This is a genomic window from Streptomyces sp. NPDC088812 (genome assembly GCF_044750285.1).
Classification (GTDB): domain Bacteria; phylum Actinomycetota; class Actinomycetes; order Streptomycetales; family Streptomycetaceae; genus Streptomyces.
Map to the genome: position 1 here is coordinate 54,423 of NZ_JBIVJP010000030.1, position 18,032 is coordinate 72,454.

13 protein-coding genes are annotated in these 18,032 nt (G+C 72.4%); 10 read left to right on the top strand and 3 right to left on the bottom strand.

The features are described from left to right. Positions 1–48 precede the first annotated feature (48 nt). Positions 49–2,130, bottom strand: a complete 2,082-nt coding sequence (locus ACIP67_RS38475) for an aldo/keto reductase (protein ID WP_401698240.1) — start codon at positions 2,128–2,130, stop codon at positions 49–51. A 251-nt stretch (positions 2,131–2,381) separates the two neighbouring features. Then, positions 2,382–4,298 (bottom strand): glycosyltransferase, encoded by a 1,917-nt coding sequence (locus ACIP67_RS38480; RefSeq protein WP_401698242.1) that lies wholly within the window; start codon positions 4,296–4,298, stop codon positions 2,382–2,384. A gap of 843 nt (positions 4,299–5,141) precedes the next feature. On the opposite strand from ACIP67_RS38480, the gene ACIP67_RS38485 reads away from it, so the two are divergent. The 8 genes from ACIP67_RS38485 to ACIP67_RS38520 all read left to right on the top strand — a co-directional run bounded on the left by ACIP67_RS38485 (position 5,142) and on the right by ACIP67_RS38520 (position 13,446). Then, positions 5,142–5,501 (top strand): hypothetical protein, encoded by a 360-nt coding sequence (locus ACIP67_RS38485; protein WP_401698243.1) that lies wholly within the window; start codon positions 5,142–5,144, stop codon positions 5,499–5,501. 145 nt (positions 5,502–5,646) lie between these two features. Next, positions 5,647–6,915, top strand: a complete 1,269-nt coding sequence (locus ACIP67_RS38490; protein ID WP_401698244.1) for a sedoheptulose 7-phosphate cyclase — start codon at positions 5,647–5,649, stop codon at positions 6,913–6,915. Between the two features lies 1 nt (position 6,916). Continuing rightward, positions 6,917–8,035 (top strand): glucose-1-phosphate adenylyltransferase family protein, encoded by a 1,119-nt coding sequence (locus ACIP67_RS38495; RefSeq protein WP_401698246.1) that lies wholly within the window; start codon positions 6,917–6,919, stop codon positions 8,033–8,035. Beyond that, on the top strand, positions 8,032–9,096 hold the full coding sequence (locus tag ACIP67_RS38500) for an ROK family protein (RefSeq protein WP_401698248.1): 1,065 nt from the start codon (positions 8,032–8,034) through the stop codon (positions 9,094–9,096). Before ACIP67_RS38495 ends, ACIP67_RS38500 begins: the two co-directional genes overlap by 4 nt. Next, the gene (locus ACIP67_RS38505; protein ID WP_401698249.1) at positions 9,093–10,016 is read left to right on the top strand and encodes an SDR family oxidoreductase; all 924 of its coding nucleotides are present in this window, start codon (positions 9,093–9,095) and stop codon (positions 10,014–10,016) included. Before ACIP67_RS38500 ends, ACIP67_RS38505 begins: the two co-directional genes overlap by 4 nt. Beyond that, the gene (locus ACIP67_RS38510) at positions 10,013–11,176 is read left to right on the top strand and encodes a VOC family protein (RefSeq protein ID WP_401698250.1); all 1,164 of its coding nucleotides are present in this window, start codon (positions 10,013–10,015) and stop codon (positions 11,174–11,176) included. The genes ACIP67_RS38505 and ACIP67_RS38510 overlap by 4 nt, the downstream gene beginning before the upstream one ends. A gap of 58 nt (positions 11,177–11,234) precedes the next feature. Further along, the gene (locus tag ACIP67_RS38515; protein WP_401698252.1) at positions 11,235–12,485 is read left to right on the top strand and encodes a glycosyltransferase; all 1,251 of its coding nucleotides are present in this window, start codon (positions 11,235–11,237) and stop codon (positions 12,483–12,485) included. Further along, the gene (locus ACIP67_RS38520) at positions 12,475–13,446 is read left to right on the top strand and encodes an isopenicillin N synthase family dioxygenase (protein WP_401698254.1); all 972 of its coding nucleotides are present in this window, start codon (positions 12,475–12,477) and stop codon (positions 13,444–13,446) included. Before ACIP67_RS38515 ends, ACIP67_RS38520 begins: the two co-directional genes overlap by 11 nt. Before the next feature lie 413 nt (positions 13,447–13,859). On the opposite strand, the gene ACIP67_RS38525 is transcribed toward ACIP67_RS38520, so the two are convergent. Continuing rightward, entirely contained in the window at positions 13,860–15,296 is a 1,437-nt protein-coding gene (locus ACIP67_RS38525; protein ID WP_401698256.1) for a PucR family transcriptional regulator, read from the bottom strand. Between the two features lie 190 nt (positions 15,297–15,486). Between ACIP67_RS38525 and speB the strand changes: the two genes are divergently transcribed. Both speB and ACIP67_RS38535 read left to right on the top strand, forming a co-directional pair. Continuing rightward, complete coding sequence (gene speB / locus ACIP67_RS38530) at positions 15,487–16,452, top strand: agmatinase (RefSeq protein WP_401698257.1); 966 nt, start codon at positions 15,487–15,489, stop codon at positions 16,450–16,452. After that, positions 16,449–17,993 carry a purine-cytosine permease family protein gene (locus ACIP67_RS38535; protein ID WP_401698258.1) on the top strand — a complete coding sequence of 515 codons (1,545 nt, stop codon included), beginning with the start codon at positions 16,449–16,451 and terminating at the stop codon, positions 17,991–17,993. Before speB ends, ACIP67_RS38535 begins: the two co-directional genes overlap by 4 nt. Positions 17,994–18,032 lie beyond the last annotated feature (39 nt).

Sequence of the window (18,032 nt, forward strand, 5' to 3'; positions counted from 1 at the left end):
CGGCCGCCTCGGCCGGCCGGCCGTGGCACAGCCCCGTGTGACCGCCGGTCACGACTGGTCGCCCCGCAGCCAGGCGACCTGCTCGGGGGACAGGTCGATCTCGACGGCCCTGAAGGCGGCCCGCGACTCGTCGAGCCTCTTCGGCCCGTACAGGGCGAAGGTCGGGAACGGCTGGTGCAGGACGTAGGCCATGGCGATGGCCGAGGGCGAGACACCGTGGTCGCGGGCCAGTTTCTCGGCCCGCCGCTTGCGCTCGAAGTTCTCGGGTCCGTAGAAGCAGCGCACCAGCACTTCGTCGGAGAGATCCGCGGGGTCGGCGCGCTCGAAGAAGTTGCGGGAGCGGGCCGACCAGGCGAACAGGGGCAGCTGCCGTTCGGTCAGCCAGCGCATCGACTCCGCGTCGCACACGTCCAGGCAACCGGGCCACGGCAGGTCGTCGGGTTCGGCGAGACCGAAGTAGTTGCTGAGCATCGAGAAACCGCGCTTGCCGTTGGCCCGGGCCCAGGCGTCCGCCTCGGCCACCCGCCGTACCGACCAGTTCGAGCCGCCGAAGACCCGCACGAGGCCGGCGTCCGCGTGCTGGTTGAGGACGTCGACGAACTCGCCGGCCGGTATGTCCTCGTTGTCGCGGTGCAGCAGGTAGATGTCGAGGTGGTCCGTCCCCTGCCGCTCCAGCGACTCGACGAGCTGACGGCTCACCGCCTCCGGGGTGCAGTCCGGCGCGTGTCCGCCCTTGCCGATCACCACGACGTCGTCGCGGATGCCGCGGGCGGCGATCCACCGGCCCAGCTGGCGCTCGGCCTGCCCGTCGAGATAGAAGTGCGCTGTCTCGAACACATTGCCGCCGAGGCTGACGTAGTGGTCGAACAGCGCGGACGCCGTGAGGAGGTCGGGCTGGTGGTCACAGCCCATGACGATCCGCGAGAGGGGCTTGTCCAGACCTTCGATCCGGCCCGTGCCGGCGCGGTCCCCGCCCGGGGCCGCCGCGGGGACGCGCAGCGGCAGCGCGGACACCGTCGGGATCACCGCGTCGTCCCGCTCGAACGGGTAGCGGACCCCGATCGCCGCGCGCCACCGGTCGAGCGTGGCGGCGTTGCCCAGGGAGTCGGCGTTGCTGACCTGCTCCGGCTCCGGGCCGTCGACGCTCTCGGCGAAGGCGTCCATCTGCAGGGCGTACGCCCCCGGCGCGGGGAAGGCCCGCTCCTCCGGCTCGTGTCCGACCCGGCGGACGACGACCCGGGGACTCGGAGAGAGCGCCCATGGGTCGAGCAGTTCGATCGTGCCCCTCGACCCCACGATCTGCACGGTGTTGTTGTCGACCATCCGCACGCCCGTCCGGACGGAGGCCGTCACCCCGTTGCCGAAGGTCAGCTGCGCGATGGCCCACTCATCGACGCCGTCGCCGCTGAGGCTGCCGTCGGCGGTGAGGCTCACCGGCTCCAGGAAGTCGACGCCGGCCGCGGCACCCGCGACGGCGCGCACCATCGACACCGGGTAGCACCCGACGTCGAGGATCCCGCCGCCGGCGAGGTGCGGATCGAACAGCCGCCCTTCGAGTCCCCCGGCGTCCGGGATGATCAGGTCGGGGGTGACGATGGTGGCCGCCTTCGGGTCGCTGGGGACGTAGAACGCGAACCCCGCGTCGATGTGGCGCACCTCCCCGACGGCGCCGCTGCGCACGAGCTCACGGACGGCGGCCATCTGCGGGTGGAACCGGAACATGATGGCCTCGACCAGGCGGACCCCGGCGTGCTGCGCGGCGTCCACGACGGCCATCGCCTCGACGTGGTTGACGGTCAGCGGCTTCTCGCACAGGACGTGCTTGCCCGCGGCGATGGCCCGCATGGCCAGCTGGGCGTGGGTGGTGTGGACCGTCGCGATGTAGACCGCGTCCACCTCGTCGGAGGTCAGCACCTCGTCCTCGGTGCCGCAGATCAGGTCCCCCTCGCAGAGGTGGCCGACCTCGTCCGCGAGGACGCGGGCCTGACCGGGGTCGCGGTCGCCGATGGCGCGCAGGACGCACCGCCGGCTGTCCGGCAGCTGTTTCAGGAAGCGGCGGGCCATGTTCCCGGACCCGATGACCGCCAGACGCAGCTTGGCCGGCTCTGCTTCGTGTGTGATCGCAGGCATATCCATCCTCGATTCATCGTGCGCGGCAGGGTGCGGAGGAGACTGCTTCGGGAGCCAGGGCGCTTCTGACGGATCCCCGTGGGAGAAGGAGCGGCGTTCGGTGCGTGCCCTCGGCGTGCGGTGTGAAGGGCCATGTCGCGGAGCCACCTGGCCCTTCGCGTCGTGCGGTGAGTGGGGGTACCGCCCACGCCGTTCAGGCAGTGGGGGAGCGTGCCGGGCGGCGCGACGCCGCGGAGATCCGTCAGAAGCGCCTAGGACACGGCCAGTTCCGTCCAGGCCGACCCACCGTCGTACCGGGTCGTCAGCAGCGCGAGACTCGACGTGCCCCGGTGCGGGACGTCCCTCGCGAACGAGCCGTCCGGCCGGCGGTCCAGCGCCACGACCTCCGGCGGAGCACCGGGCGGACCGGGGAACACGACCTCGACCTGCGCGGCTTCGGTGTCCTCCCACCGGACGGAGACGTGGTCCGACGTGCGTACGGCCGTGCCGCGTCCGTGCGGACCGGGTGCGTCGGCGGAGGGCCCGGGGAACGACGTCCCCAGCGCGGTCGCGGGGGCCTCGCCGCGCAGGCAGGCGTCGAACAACAGGAGGAATCGTTTCGCCACGGCGCTCCAGGTGAACTGGCGCGCTACCGCCACCGCGTTCGCGCGCAGGGCGGAGACCCGCTCGGGATCGTTCTCGATCAGCTTCACCAGCCGGCGAAGGCCCTCGTACACCTCGTCGGTCAGCAGCGGATCGTCGACCCGGAAGGACCGCCGGACCGCGAGACCGGTGGCTTCCGGTGTCTCGAGGTCGAACGCGTGCCGGAAGTGCGCCATCCCCCGCTGGGCCGTGGCCACCGGGATCGCTCCGGCCGACATGGCCTCGCCCATCGCCATCAGGAACGTGTCCAGTTCGAACTTGGAGGGGAACACCGACAGATCGCTCGCGAGGGCCCAGTCCATCAGGTCCGTCGTCGTCCTCGCCTCGGTCCGGACCCGGACGAGGTCGGGGTGCCGGGACGCCAGGTCGGCGAGTTCGGGGTCGTCGAGCGGCAGCGCGGTCAGGCAGTGCAGGAGCACGTTGCAGCGCGTGCCGTCGTCCAGGAGTCGCGCGACGGCCCGGAACACCTCCTTCTGTCCCTTGTGCTGCACCGTGTAGCGCCCGGCGTGGTAGATGGTCGGCAGGTCGGGGTCCAGTCCCAGCCCGCGCAGCGTCCGCCGGCGCCGGTCGTCGGTTCGCTCGACGGTCAGCCACTCGTCGCCGATGGCACAGCCGCACACGGCGAGACGGGACGTGTGCGCGCGCAGTTCCCGCGCGACGGCCAGTTCCCCGAAGAGCTGCTCGAACGGGGTCCCGCCCTGCGTGAGCAGGTGCTGCATCTGTCCCTCGGAGAGGAAGTCCATCGCCGCGACCGCCCGGAGCACGAGGGCGAGCGTGCTGACGCGGTCCGCCACCGGCTCCGCGGCACTGTCGGCGTAGAGCCCGGTGCGCGGCAGGTACGCACGCATGGCCCGGTGCAGGGGGGAGTCCAACGGGGGATCGGCGAGCCCGTCGGTCACCGAGGGGTCGGCGCCCAGGTGTTCGAGGACGGCCCGTACTTCCGGCTCGTACACCTTCTGGTTGACCGGGTGGTTGGTCTGCACCGTCGACACCACCGTGAGCCCTCTGCCGGCGAGCGCGGCGGGCAGCAGGTAGTGGTAGCGGGGCTCGTGCAGGTGCACGACCGTGCCCGGCGCCTCACGGTCCGCCAGGTAGCGGGCGGCGGCGATCTGGAAGACCAGGGGCTTCAGGAAGCCGATGTCCTCGCCCTCGGGTTCCGCCGGGGGGTAGAGGGCGTCCGGGTACAGGTCGAGCAGGCCGCCGCTCAGGAAGACGATGGGGATCCCGTCCACCGTGATCCGTGAGGCGCGGACGGAGAGGCGGAGCGCAAGGGTCGCGGGGTGGCCGCTCCGGACGCGGGGGTCCAGCGGGACCGGTACCTCCTCGTCGATCCCCCAGGGCAGTTCTTCGACCGGATGTGTCGCTGCCAGGGACTCGAGAAGACCGTGAGCGGGAGTGACCGCACTGACGTCGTGGCCGGCGTCCCGGAACTTCCGGACCAGGTTCCAGAGGTAGACCGACGTACCCGCTCTGACGAGGCCGTCGTCGAAGCCGGTGAACTCATAGTGGCACTCAACAATCCGCAAGCGATCGGTCCTGTTCCTCGTGGGTGGATGACGCCGCGTCGGCTGTGCGGGCGTGCGACGGACGGCGTCGGACTCAGGTGCGGTGGGGACACGGCGGTGCGGCCGTCGCCCGCCGGGTCGGAGCGACCCGACGGGGGCCGCAGGGCCGTCGGTCGACGTGGTGGGGGGACGGCGGGGTGACGTCCGTGGCCGGCGAACTGCGATCCGTCCCTCTGGACGAGGGCATCGCGCTCGGCTCCGGCGGAGCCAGGAGCCCGTGGTACCCGTACGGCTTCCCCGGACCGGGGCCGGGCTCGGTGCTTTCCCCGTACGGGAGACGGCGATGCGCGTCGGCTGGGTGCCTTCCTCGTTCCGGATGGCGAGTGAACGCGGCGGGATGCGTTGGGTTGTGGGGGCTCTAGAATTCAAGTCCGAACATTAGCGAACAGTCAAGAGGTGTAGTGCCCAAGTTTCTGTCAGGGGCCTGAGCAACACCGGCATCACGTCTCACTCACTTCCGCCGCACACCCGGTCCTGGTGGCCACGGGAGGCACGGCGAGGGAACAAGTCAGCCATTCTCCAGACGGCGCGTCATCGGCTCCCTTTTCCCAGAGTCACTGGCGACGGGGCGGAAGCGCGTGACGGGGGACGCCTGTGCGACAAGGCAGACTGACCGGAACCCGGTGGTCCGACCCTTGACCGTTCGCTGATGTTCGGACTTGAATCGGCCACACCCCAAGATCAAACGCTTCTGATCACCACGACCCGCCGTTCGGACCGCGGAAGGCCCGCGGTCGGCGCGTCGACGCCCCTTTTCCGTACCTTGGGCAGCAGCGACCCAGGTGAGCCCCTGGGGAGGGCAGCTTGACCAGATACTTCCTGGCCGTTCACACACGGCCCACGCCAGGCAGGGAGACCGAGTACCACCGCTGGTACGACGACTTCCACCTCGATGAGGTGCTACAGGTTCCGGACTTCGTCACGGCCGAGCGCCATGTCCTCGTCCAGAGCGAGGGATCGCAACTCCTCGGCCCCGGAAGTCACCTCGCAGTGTTCACCATCACCTCGGACGACATCGATGCCACCATGACGGCGTTCCGCCACGCGCAGAAGTCGATGGCGCAGCCCGCGTGTCTCGATGCCGACAGCGTCGCCCTGTCCTGGTGGCGCCCCCTCGGGAGCCGTACGGCCTCGTCCTCTCCCCTGGTCCCTGACAGCGCGTAGCTCCTCTCCGGCTCCGCCGGACGCGTCACCGAGTTCGCCACGCCCTGCCGGCCGCCGTTCGCCGTGGAGCGGTGCGGGCCGGGCAACCCACCGGCACCGAGGTGTGGCACCGCCATGCCCTGGTGCGAGGGAAAGGTTTGACGACATGACAGTTCACCCCGAACTGACCTCAGAGACGTTACGTCCCGGCCCGCACACCGTGGAGGAGCCCGCGCACCACAGGCGGCAGCCACGACAGTCCTGGCAGGTCAGCACGAGCAAGGCGGTCACCTACGACGTCGTCCTGAGCCCGGGTCTGCTCGACCCGTCGAATCCGGCACTGGCCACGGCGGGCATCCCCGAGGAAGCACGGCCCGGACGCCGTCTCGTCGTGGTCGACTCCACCGTGCACGCGCTGTACGGCGCACGGATCGGCACGTACTTCACCCAGCAGGACGTCGAGCACGAGCTGTGCGTCGTCGACGCGCACGAGTCCGTGAAGAGCATGGAGACGGTCTTCGAGATCGTCGCCTCGATGGACGCCTTCGGGATATCCCGTCGGCGGGAGCCGGTCATCGCCATCGGCGGCGGCGTCCTCACCGACCTGGTCGGCCTGGCCGCGAGCCTCTACCGCCGGTCGACCCCCTACCTGCGCGTACCCACCACCCTCATCGGCATGGTGGACGCGGGTATCGGCGCGAAGACCGGCGTCAACTTCCGCCAGCACAAGAACCGCCTGGGGACGTACCATCCTTCCGCCGTCACCCTGGTCGACCGGGAGTTCCTCACGACGCTGAGCCCCCGGCACCTGCGGAACGGGCTCGCCGAGATCCTCAAGATGGCCATGGTCAAGGACGCGGTGCTGTTCGAGCTCCTGGAGGCCCACGGTCCACGCCTCGTCGACGAGCTCATGCAGTCGGCGGGCTCCGCCGACGACGGGCAGGTGGCGGAGGAAGTGGTGGCACGGGCCATCCAGAGCATGCTCGAAGAACTCGAACCCAACCTCTGGGAGCACCAGTTGCAGCGGCTGGTCGACTTCGGGCACTCGTTCTCACCCGCGATGGAGATGGCGGCGCTGCCCGAGTTGCTGCACGGCGAGGCCGTCAGCATCGACATGGCGTTCAGCTCCGTGCTCGCGCACCGGCGGGGACTGCTCGACCGCGCCGACCTGACCCGCATCCTGCACGTCATGGACCGTCTGGGACTGCCGGCCCGGCACCCCGTGTGCGCGCCGGAACTCCTCGCGCGAGGACTCGCCGACACCGTCAAGCACCGCGACGGCAAGCAGCTCCTCCCGCTGCCCGACGGAATCGGCAGCGCCTGCTTCGTCAATGACGTCAGCCGCGGGGAACTGGACGGGGCCCTGGCCGAGCTGCTGGACCTCGGCGGGGGCGCCGACGCGCTGGCCGCGGCCTCCGGAAAGCGGGGAGCGTGACATGGACGGCGTACGCGCGGTTCTCCTGGCCGGTGGCGAAGGCCGCCGCATGGGCCCCCTCGGCCGTAACCGGCTGAAGCCGCTGGTGCCCTTCGGCGGCACCAGCCGGCTGATCGACTTCAGCCTCGCCAACGTCCGCCGCTCCGGCTTCCGGGAGGCGCTGCTGCTGTCGCAGTACGAGGAGCGGCGCCTCATGGACGACCTGCACACCGTGTGGAACGGCAGCCCGCAGGACTTCCGGGTCCACTTCGGGCCGTACGACGAGGCCTACCGGACGGCCCCCGGGACGGTCCCGCAGACCCTGCCCGACCGCACCTGGCCGCGCGAACGCGGTACGGCCGACGCGCTGATCAGCAAAGCGGACCACGTCTTCGGCGAGGACCCGTCGGAGGTGCTGGTGCTGCACGCCGACCACGTCTACCGGTTCGACTACGGCGACATGATCCGCCGGCACCGTGCCGACCGGGCTGCCCTGACCGTGTCCTACCAGCGCATCGAACGCCGGTACGTGCACCTGTTCGGCATGGTGGACTTCGACCCCGCCGGGAACCTCTCCGGCTTCGTCGAGAAGCCGGCGGAGCCGACCAGCGATCTGGTGTTCGCCGCCTTCTGCGTCTTCGACGCGCGGACGCTGCGCCGCTACCTGGAGCAGCTGGACGGGACGGACTGGCAGCACGACATCAGCCGTGACGTCATCCCGGCCATGCTGGCCGCGGGCGAGCGGATCCGGGGGTACGAGGTCACCGGCTACTGGGAGGACATCGGGACCGTCGACCGCTATCACCGGGCCCACCTCGGCCTGTTGAGCGAGCACCCGACGATGGGCCTGGCCGAGCTGCCGCTCACCGTTCGCCCCTCGGTGGCGCGTCGGTACGTCGCGAGCGAGGGAGCCGTCCGCTCCAGCATCGTCCCCGCCGACCTGGTCAACGCCGGCCGGGTGGAGCGGAGCGTCGTGTATCCCGGCGTCACCGTCGGGGCCGGGGCGAGCGTGCGGGACTGCGTGCTGCTGCCCGGGACGGTGGTCCCCGAGGGCGAGCGGCTGGAGTCGGCCATCCTCCTGGAGGACGGCACCGTGCAGCAGTGCGACCCCGTGGCGGTCCTCGGAGGTGTCGCCTCATGACGGTGGCGGACCCGGCGACGGGCGGTCGGCGCGCGTACGTCGTCGCCGATCTCGGCGGTACGACGCTGCGGATCGGCCGGATCTCCACCGCGGCGGACTCACCCGAGTCGGTCCGCCGTGTGACGACCGAAGGCCTGCACCGCTACCGTGAGTTGCCCGCCCAGGAGCTCCAGGGCATGGTGGTGGAGCAGCTCGGCCGGGAACTGGAGGCCTACCTCGGCTCTCCGGACGGTGCCGGGGCGAGCGCGGTGGGTGTGGCGTTCGCCGGGCCGATGACCAAGGACGGCACCGTGCTGGCCGGCCCCACGCTGTGGGGAGGGAGCGCGGAACCCCTGCCCATCGCCGACATCCTCACCCGGCGGCTCGGCGTGCCGGTCGTCGTCGCCAACGACATCACGGCCGCCGCCTGGCGCTACGCGAGCGCCGAGCGGGCCCCCTTCTGTCTGATCACCGTCAGCTCGGGGATCGGGCACAAGGTCTTCCGCAACGGCGAGGTGCTGGTCTCGGACTCCGGGCACGGCGGCGAGATCGGCCATTGGCGCGTCGACCCCGGTGCGGACGCCGTGCCCTGCGAGTGCGGTGGCCGGGGCCACCTCGGCGGGATGGCGTCCGGCCGCGGCGTGCTGCTGGCCGCCCGCCGGGCCGCGGAGGCCGACCCGGAGAGCTTCCGGCGCTGCGCGCTCGCCGGACCCGCGGGCGGCGACCCGGCCCGCATCACCAACGAGGACCTGGCCCGCGCCGTCCGCGCCGACGACGCGTTCGCGACACAGGTGCTGCGCGGCTGCCTGGTCCCCCTGGCCCTCGCCGTCAACTGCATCTTCACGGCGATCGGCGTACGGCGCTATCTGTTCATCGGCGGCTTCGCGGTGGCGGTCGGGCCCCGGTTCGTCGGCCTGCTCGGAGAGGAGCTGACGAAACTGGGCTGCTTCGGGCTCGCCGAGGAGGAGATACCCGAGATGCTCTCGCTGGGCGCCGCGGACGACGACCACGGCCTCATCGGCATGGCACGGATGCTGACGGAAACCCTGGCCGTCGGCGCGGGCACCGGAGGGGGCGCATGAGGACCCTCGTCGTCGGCAGCGGATTCGTCGGCCGTGCCCTGGCCCGTCACCTGGCCGGGTCGGGCGACGAGGCGGTCCTCGCGTCGCGGACGCCTCCCGTGCCCTACGGTGACGGCGATGTGCGGGACTGGATCGGTCTGGACGTCACCGAGGACGGAGCCTTCGGCCGCGCACTGGAGGACACGGGCGCGGACACCGTCGTCCTCGTGCACGGCCCCTCGGACGTGACCTGGTGCGAAGAGCACCCCGAGGAGGCGATGCACGGGCACGCCGAGGCCGCCAGGCAGGTGGTGCGGGCGGCCGGGAACCGGCGCGTCGTCTTCATCTCCACCGACAACGTCTTCGACGGAAACGCCGAGGCGCCCGACGAATCCGTCCCGCCCCGCCCCGCCAACGCCTACGGACGCGCCAAGCACGCCGCCGAACGGATCCTGGCCGAACTGCCGTCCGTCACCCTGCTGCGGATCAGTCTGATCTACGGGTGGGAGCCCGCCGACAGCCCGAAGTGGCTCAACTTCTTCGCCGCCTGCGTGCACCGCCTCCGGGCCGGCGAGCCGGTGACCGCACCTGTCGACCAGTGGACCACCCCCGTGCTCATCGACGACGTGGTCGAGGTGACCTACGCCCTCGCCAGGGCGGAGGCACCGCCCCGGCTGCTCCATCTCGGCGGCCCGGACCGGATCTCCCGGGCGGACTGGGCGGCCGTCATCGCCGAGCAGCTGGGCGCCTCGCCCGACCTGGTGGTGGCGGAGCCCCGGGCGAACGGCCGCTACGCCGGCCGCCCCGCCTCCACCTGCCTGTCCAGTGGGGTGCTCGCGGCACACCGGGCGACGGCCGGGCTGGCTCCGCGCCCGGTCCGCGAGGGCAGCCGTCTCCTGATCGACCGGCACATCCGCCCGACCCCGAGGAGCACCGTGTGACGACGAACGCCGGCACGTCCGACGGCGCACCGGCCGTCGGGCCGCCGCCACGGACCGCCGCTCCGCAGGGCGTGCCGGGTGCCCGCCGGGTCGATCACCTGGCCCTCACGGTGCCGGACCTCGACCGTGCGATCGACTTCACGGTGCGGGTGCTGGGGGGCGAACTCGTCTACCGCCTGCCCCCGTTGGCCCACGACGACGACTGGATGCGCACCCACCTCGACGTCCATCCGCGGGCCGCCGCGGAGATAGCCCTGGTGCGCCTCGGACCGACCACGAACCTGGAGCTCTTCGCCTACCGGTCGCCCGACCACCGTGCCGTTCCCCCTCGACCGCACGACGTGGGCAGCACGCACCTGGGCCTGTACGTGACGGACGTGGACACCGCCGTCGCCGCCCTGCGGGAGCGCGGGCCATGGCGCCCCTACGGGCCGGTACGGACCGTTCCCGCAGGACTGCCGCAAGCGGGCAGCCGGTGGGTCAGGGTGACCACGCCCTGGGGCATGCCCCTCGAACTGCGCTCGGTGCCGGCCGCACCGCCGTACGAACGGCACGGCCCGGCACGCCGCTTCGGTCCGTGCGCACGGTGGCACAACCGCGACGACGGATCGGGTACGGCCGACCCGCTGCCCGGCGCGCGCAACGTCGACCACTGGGCATACACGGTGGCGGACCTCGACGAAGCGCAGGACTTCTTCACCCGGGTGCTGGGCGCCGAGCTCGTCCACCGCACGACGGCCGACCTCACCGACCCGGACCTCGCCGCGGCCCTGGGTGTGCCGCAGGGCGGCACCCTGCACCGAGCGGCCCTGCGCATGGGCCCCACCGACAACGTCGAACTCACCTGCTTCCCCGACTCGCCCGGCGCGCGCCGGCGCCGGCCCCGCAACAGCGACGTGGGCGGCAACCACCTGGCGCTGTACGTGGACGACGTCGACACGGCGGCCGCGTATCTGGCCGCACAGCCGGGATGCACGGTGCTCGGCGCCCCCGAGACCATCCCGGACGGCCCCCTGGCCGGCGACCGCTGGGTGTACGTCCGTACCGGGATCGGACTGTACGTCGAGGTGGTGCGCATGCCCGACGGAAGCCTGCCCTACGAGCGCGGCACCGCCGCCCGGCGCCGGGCGGCCGGCGGTGAGCGGTGGTGGGACCGCTGAGAGCCGCCCCGCGCGGGGCCCCGACACCACATCCACCCGTCGATCGGAAGGACGCCCCGTGGCATCGCTGACCCCCACTGATCCGGACATCCTGGCCGCGGCCGTCGTCACCACGCTGGCCGTCCACTTCGACCCGCAGGCCCGCGAGGCCAGCATCTTCTACTGGGAACGCGCACTGTCCTACCGCGAGGCGGTGGCGGAAGGGGCCGAACAGCTCGGGGACGAGACCGTCACGCGCCTGGTCGGTGACCTGCGGGCGCGCCCGGCCGACCCGTCCGTGCACCTCGCCCTGCGGACGCGGCTGCTCCAGCTCGCCGGCGACGGTGGCGGGTCGGCGGCTCTCGACACGCTCTTCGAGCGGGCCTGGGAGGCGGAGTCCAACTCGCGCCTGGGCTACCACCTGGGCCGGCACTTCAGTGGCACCGGGCAGCCGACGGTAGGGGTGGAACGGCTCGGCACGCTGCCGGCCGGCGACGGGCTCCGCCCCGGCGACTCCCCCCGGGTCCTGGTCGTGGTGCCCTTCCGCGACCGGGGCCCGGGACTGCGCCTGCGCAACCTGCTGGCCTGCCTGACGGCCCTGCGGGACCAGTCCGTGCCGCGCGCCTTCTACCAGGTGACGGTGGTGGAGACGGACGACGCCCCGCGCTGGCGCGACACCGTCGCGCCCCGCACGGACCACTACCTCTTCGCGCACAAGCCCGACGACTTCAACAAGTCCTGGGCGGTGAACGTCGGGGTGGTCAACACTCCGGGCCAGGCGGAGATCATCTGCATCCTGGACGCGGACGCCCTGGTCGACCGCGACTTCGTCGCCCGCAACGTCGCCCGCTTCCACTCCCCCGGCGCCATGGGCCACCTCAGCTACCGCGACATGTGGTGTCTGGACGAGTCCGCCACCTCCTGGGCGATCGAGGAACGGCTCTGGCGGCGTGCCGCCGGGCTGGACCCGGACCGTCTGCGGGCCTTCGTCCTGCGGCGACCGCCCGGGTGCTGCGTCTGGGTCCGCACGACTGCCTTCCACCGGATCGGCGGGATGGACGAACGCTTCGAGGGCTGGGGAGGCGAGGACAACGACTTCGCCTACCGCATGGACATCAACTCCGCCTTCGACCACTACCACGACCCCCTCCTGCACATGTACCACCCGTCCTCCGCGGTGCTGCGCGAGGACGGCGAACTGGTCAACGCCCACATACCGGCGTTGAGCTGGGGGCCTTCCTCGACCCCCATCGGCGACGTCCACCGGTTCGCGCGGACTTCCGCGACCGGACACCGGCACGAACGAAGGGAAGACAGCCATGTCTCGTGACATCCCCGTTCTCGACCTGAGCGAGTGGAAGACAGCGGATGCGGCACGCCGCTCGGAGATCGGGGCGGCGCTGGATGCCGCCCTGCGCGAAACCGGCGCCTTCCTCCTGCGCGGACACGGCGTACCGAGGGAACTCACCGACCGCATGCGCACGCAGGGACGGGCGTTCTTCGACCTGCCCGGCGAGGTGAAGCAGCAGTACGCCGTCAGCCGCCCCTACGACAACGGCTGGCGGGGCCTGGGCGCGCTCGACGTCGGCGCCGTCGACGGGCAGGCCGGCACGCCCGACCTCCACGAGGCGTACCACGTCGGGCCCTCCCACAGCACCGGCGACCCGGCGTACGACGCGACGTACTACCCGCGCAACAAGTGGCCCGCGGAACAGCCCGGGCTCCAGGACACGGCGCTGGAGTACACCGGCCACATGACGCGGGTCGCCCACGAGGTGCTCGACGTCCTCGCGTCCGTCCTGGGGCTGCCGGAGGACTTCTTCACCTCCAGGTCACAGCGGGCGACGTGGACCCAGAACGTCAACTGGTATCCCTCGCTGCGGAGCGTCGGCGGCGTGCGGGAGGGACAGATGCGGGTCGGTCCGCACACCGACTTCGGCACGCTGAGCCTGCTCGACCGCCAGCAGGGGGTCGGCGGGCTGGAAGTCTGGAACGAGGAGGACGGCTGGTTCAAGCCGCCCTTCGAACCCGACACCCTGGTCGTCAACCTGGGCGACCTGATGAACCTCTGGACGGACGGCCGTTGGAGCTCGCTGCGGCACCGTGTGCTCGCGCCCAGCGACGCGGCCCCCGACGAGGAACTGGTCTCCCTGGTCTACTTCTTCGAGACCGACCCCGACACGGAGGTCGTTCCGCTGGCCGCTCCGGTGGGGGGCGGCGAGGAGATGGGTGCGGTCATCGCCGGCGAGTCGATCCTGGAGAAGGTCGGTGCCAGCCTGACGCTGGGGTGAGTCCCGGACCGGGCGGCCGAGGCAGGCGGCTTCGTACCGGGCGCGGCGGCGACCGCGCCCGGCAGCTCCGGCCCCCCGGCCGCCGAGGACACCGAGGACACCGAGGACACCGAGGACACCGAGGACGGCACCGTGCGCGGCGGCTCGGGCGCCACGACCACACCGGAGGGCGTCGAGGGCGTCGCCGAGACCGACGGCGGGGACGGCTCCGGAACCACCACGCGGTCCGGATCACCGGTCCGGCACCGGCCGGACGGCCGCGTCCGGACCGACGAACGGGAGCGGCTCCGAAGCCGCCCCCGGCGGCCGGGCCGGTGCCTCCGCCACGGCCGCCGCGCAGGCCGGCCGGAAGGCCGCCGCCCCCGCCCCACCGAGCGGCAGGCGTTCGGTCCGGCGGGCCGGGCCGGAGGCGTTCAGTCCAGCAGCCCCAGCTCCCAGGCCGAGCGCAGTGCCATCCACACCTCGGTGAACGCCCCGGTCGAGGTCAGGTCGCGGCCGGTCAGGGCGCTGAAGCGGCGCAGCCGGTAGGTGAGGGTGTTGGGGTGGATGTGCAGGGCGGCCGCCGCCTCGTCGGTGCGCCGGTCGCGCTCCATCCAGGTGCGCACCGACTGCACCAGCCGGGCGTCGTGCTCGGCGTCGTAGCGCAGGGCCGCGCCGATGGTCTGCTCGACCAGGGCGTCCAGCGCGGCCGGGTCGTCGGGGAGCCAGCGGCCGACCGGGTCGCTGCCGTAGCGGACCAGGGGCCGGCCCGAGGCGGCGGCGTGCGAGGCCGCCCAGAGGGCCTCGCGCCGCGCGATCCGCAGTGACGCCCCGCAGAGCAGCGGCCGGCTGGTGCCGGCGGCCGCGCCGGGCAGGCCGGCGACCGTCTCGGCCACGCCGGGCGCGCCGAGCAGATACCGCTCCCCACCCCGGTTGAGCAGCAGGAACGGCTCGTCGTCCAGGGCGCGCAGCAGGTCGAGTTCGGTGACGCCCCGGACCACGGTCAGCTCGACGGTGCCCGTCAGGGAGTGACGGACCAGCCGGCGGGCGGCAGCCTCCTGGTCCAGGGTGCCCTGGAGCATCTCGGCGAGGATCTCGGTGCCCTCGCGGCGCAGGGTCTCGCGTTCGGTGCGGATCACCGCGAGCTGGAGCGCGGCCACCGTGGCGATGTGCTGGACCACGGCGAGGCCGGCCGGGCGGGCGCCGTCGCGCTCCAGGGCGATGAGGAAACCGGCCGTGCCGACCGGCGAGGGCACCGGCAGGACGAAACCGCCCGGGATGGTGGGCGGGGCGTCCGCCGAGGCGGGGACCAGCGCCGGGGCGGGCACCGGCACGCCCGGCAGCAGGGGCCGGCCCTGCGGGCTGCACAGCCGGATGTCGTACCCGGAGAGGTTCTCCAGGCGGCGGAAGAGCGTCGCGGTGTCCAGCTGCTCGGAGGCGAGCCAGCGCAGCGCGCCGAACACCTGGAGCTGGGCGCCCAGCCGGTGCCGGGCGTCCTCCTGCACCGCCGCCGCGACCTCCTGCGCGACCACGATGAACGGCACGGCGAGGGGCACCTCCAGGACCGGCATGCCGCGCTCCTCGGCGGTGTCGAAGAAGGCGCGCCGCAGCGGCGGCATGTGCAGCTGCACCGAGACCGCGAGCGCCGACACCCCGGCGTCGTCCAGCCGCTCCAGATAGGCGCGCTGCGCGGCGGCCGACCGGGGCAGGGCGAGGCCCGTGGTCATGATCATCTCCGCGCCGAGCAGCCAGGGGGTGGGGTCCTCCAGTTCGCTCGCGTGGGCCCAGGACACGGACCGGTCCAGGCCCGCGCGGCCGGCCAGCAGCCGCAGCTGGAGCGCCGGGTAGGACAGCACTTCCCGGACGCTCACCCCGCGCTTCCTGTCGCCTCCCGGACGTCGTTTGTCGCCTTCCACACATTCACCTCAGCTCTTTGTGCCTGTCACGATTGTCTCCCGAAGGGCGCCGCGCCCAGACTCGGCCCTGCCGGTAGCCCCGGCGCGCTCCGCCGGAGCAGGTTCCCGGCGCGGTCGAGCGCAGCGAGCAGGAAGGCAGCAGGCCATGACCGACCCACGTGGGCCCCTCACTCCCCGCGGACCCGTCGACTCCTCCCGGGTGCCGCGTTTCGCGGGACCGGCGACCTTCGCCCGGCTGCCGCGCCTGGACGAGGTCGAGCGGGCCGACGTGGCCGTCGTCGGGATCCCCTTCGACGCCGGAGTCTCCTACCGGCCGGGCGCCCGCTTCGGCGCCACCGCCGTCCGTGAGGCCAGCCGTCTGCTGCGCCCCTACCACCCGGCGCTGGACGTGTCACCGTTCGCCACCCAGCAGGTCGCGGACGCCGGCGACATCGCCTGCAACCCGTTCGACATCGACGAGGCGATCGAGACCATCCAGGAGGCGGCCTCCTCCCTCCAGGCCGACGGCACCCGGCTGGTCACCCTCGGCGGCGACCACACCGTCGCGCTGCCGCTGCTGCGCGCCGTCGCCGAGCGGCACGGCCCGGTCGCGGTGCTCCACTTCGACGCGCACCTGGACACCTGGGACACCTACTTCGGGGCCGAGTACACGCACGGCACCCCGTTCCGCCGTGCGGTCGAGGAGGGCATCCTCGACACCTCCGCGCTCTCCCACGTCGGCACCCGCGGCCCGCTGTACGGCAAGCAGGACCTGTCCGAGGACGAGAAGCTGGGCTTCGGCATCGTCACCTCCGCCGACGTCTACCGGCGCGGCGCCGACGAGGTCGCCGACCAGCTCCGCCAGCGCATAGGCGACCGCCCGCTGTACGTCTCCATCGACATCGACTGCCTGGACCCGGCGCACGCGCCCGGCACCGGCACCCCCGAGGCGGGCGGCATGACCTCCCGCGAGCTGCTGGAGATCCTGCGGGGCCTGGCCGGCTGCAACCTGGTCGGCGCCGACGTGGTGGAGGTCGCCCCGGCCTACGACCATGCCGAGATCACCGCGGTGGCCGCCTCCCACGTCGCCTACGACCTGGTCAGCCTGCTGGCGCTGGAGGCCTCCGGATGAGCGACAAGGCCCCCGCGCTGAACGAGGTCGAGCAGTTCGGCATCGAGCGCATCCCCGACGCCGACCGCACGGCCGGGCCCCTGGACCTGTTCCGGCTGGCGTTCGGCGGCGCCAACACCTTCGCCACCTGTGTCCTGGGCGCCTTCCCGATCCTGTTCGGACTGTCGTTCCAGCAGGCCCTGGTGGCGACCGTGCTGGGTCTGGTGGTCGGCTCGCTGATCCTGGCGCCGCTGGCCGTGTTCGGCCCGCGCAACGGCGTCAACAACGCGGTGTCCTCCTCCGCCCACCTCGGTGTGCACGGCCGTATCGTCGGCTCGTTCCTGTCGCTGCTGACCGCGATCGCGTTCTTCTCGATCTCGGTGTGGTCCTCGGGCGACGCGCTGGTGGGCGGCGCCCACCGGCTGGTGCACCTGCCGCAGAACGACGTCACCTTCGCCCTGGCCTACGGCGTGTTCGCGGTGCTGGTGCTGGTCGTGTGCGTGTACGGCTTCCGGTTCATGCTGTTCGTGAACAAGATCGCGGTGATCGCGGCCTCGGCGCTGTTCGTGCTGGGCTTCATCGCCTTCGCCGGCGACTTCGACTTCGGTTACCAGGGCGCCTTCCCGTCGGTGTCGACGCCGGGCTTCTGGGCCTCGTTCATCGGCTCGGCGCTGATCGTGCTGTCCAACCCGGTGTCCTTCGGCGCCTTCCTCGGCGACTGGGCACGCTACATCCCGGCCGAGACCCCGCGGCGGCGGGTGGTCGGCGCGGCGTTCGCCTCGCAGATCGCGACCCTGCTGCCGTTCCTGTTCGGCCTGGTCACCGCGTCGATCATCGCCACCAAGGCGGCCCCCTACATGGACCCGGCGGCGCCCAACTACGTCGGCGGCCTGCTCGCCACCGCCCCCACCTGGTACTTCCTGCCGGTCTGCCTGCTGGCGCTGATCGGCGGCATGGCCACCGGCACCACCGCCCTGTACGGCACCGGTCTGGACTTCTCCAGCGTGTTCACCCGGTTCAGCCGGGTGCAGGCGACCGTGTTCATCGGTGTGCTGTCGATCGCGTTCATCTTCTTCGGCCGGTTCGCGATGAACCTGACGCAGTCGATCTCCACCTTCGCCACGCTGATCATCACCTGCACCGCGCCCTGGATGGTGATCATGATGCTGGGCTGGCTGACCCGTCGCGGCTGGTACGACGCCGACTCCCTCCAGGTGTTCAACCGGCGCCAGCGCGGCGGCCGCTACTGGTTCGCCCACGGCTGGAACTGGCGCGGCATGGGCACCTGGCTCACCTCGGCGATCCTCGCCCTGCTCTTCGTCAACCTGCCGGGCCAGTTCGTCGGCCCGCTCGGCGACGTGGCCGGCGGCGTCGACGTCTCCCTGCCGGTCGGCCTGGTCCTGGCCGCCGTGCTCTACCTGGCGCTGCTGCTGCTGTTCCCCGAGCCCCGGGCCGTCTACGGGCCGGACGGGCCACGCCTGGTGCGCAGCTCCGACACCCCGGTCCCGCCGATCACCGGCGGCGACCCGGCGGGCCCGGTCACCGCGCGGGCATCGGTCTGACCCGCTTCCCCGGCGGCGGGAGCGCCCGCCGCCCCGCCG

Bases quoted from the DNA above. Each gene is read 5' to 3' on its own strand.
- ACIP67_RS38475 (WP_401698240.1), bottom strand. From the start codon at position 2,130: ATGCCTGCGATCACACACGAAGCAGAGCCGGCCAAGCTGCGTCTGGCG.
- ACIP67_RS38490 (WP_401698244.1), top strand. From the start codon at position 5,647: ATGACAGTTCACCCCGAACTGACCTCAGAGACGTTACGTCCCGGCCCG.
- ACIP67_RS38495 (WP_401698246.1), top strand. From the start codon at position 6,917: ATGGACGGCGTACGCGCGGTTCTCCTGGCCGGTGGCGAAGGCCGCCGC.
- ACIP67_RS38500 (WP_401698248.1), top strand. From the start codon at position 8,032: ATGACGGTGGCGGACCCGGCGACGGGCGGTCGGCGCGCGTACGTCGTC.
- ACIP67_RS38505 (WP_401698249.1), top strand. From the start codon at position 9,093: ATGAGGACCCTCGTCGTCGGCAGCGGATTCGTCGGCCGTGCCCTGGCC.
- ACIP67_RS38520 (WP_401698254.1), top strand. From the start codon at position 12,475: ATGTCTCGTGACATCCCCGTTCTCGACCTGAGCGAGTGGAAGACAGCG.
- speB (WP_401698257.1), top strand. From the start codon at position 15,487: ATGACCGACCCACGTGGGCCCCTCACTCCCCGCGGACCCGTCGACTCC.
- ACIP67_RS38535 (WP_401698258.1), top strand. From the start codon at position 16,449: ATGAGCGACAAGGCCCCCGCGCTGAACGAGGTCGAGCAGTTCGGCATC.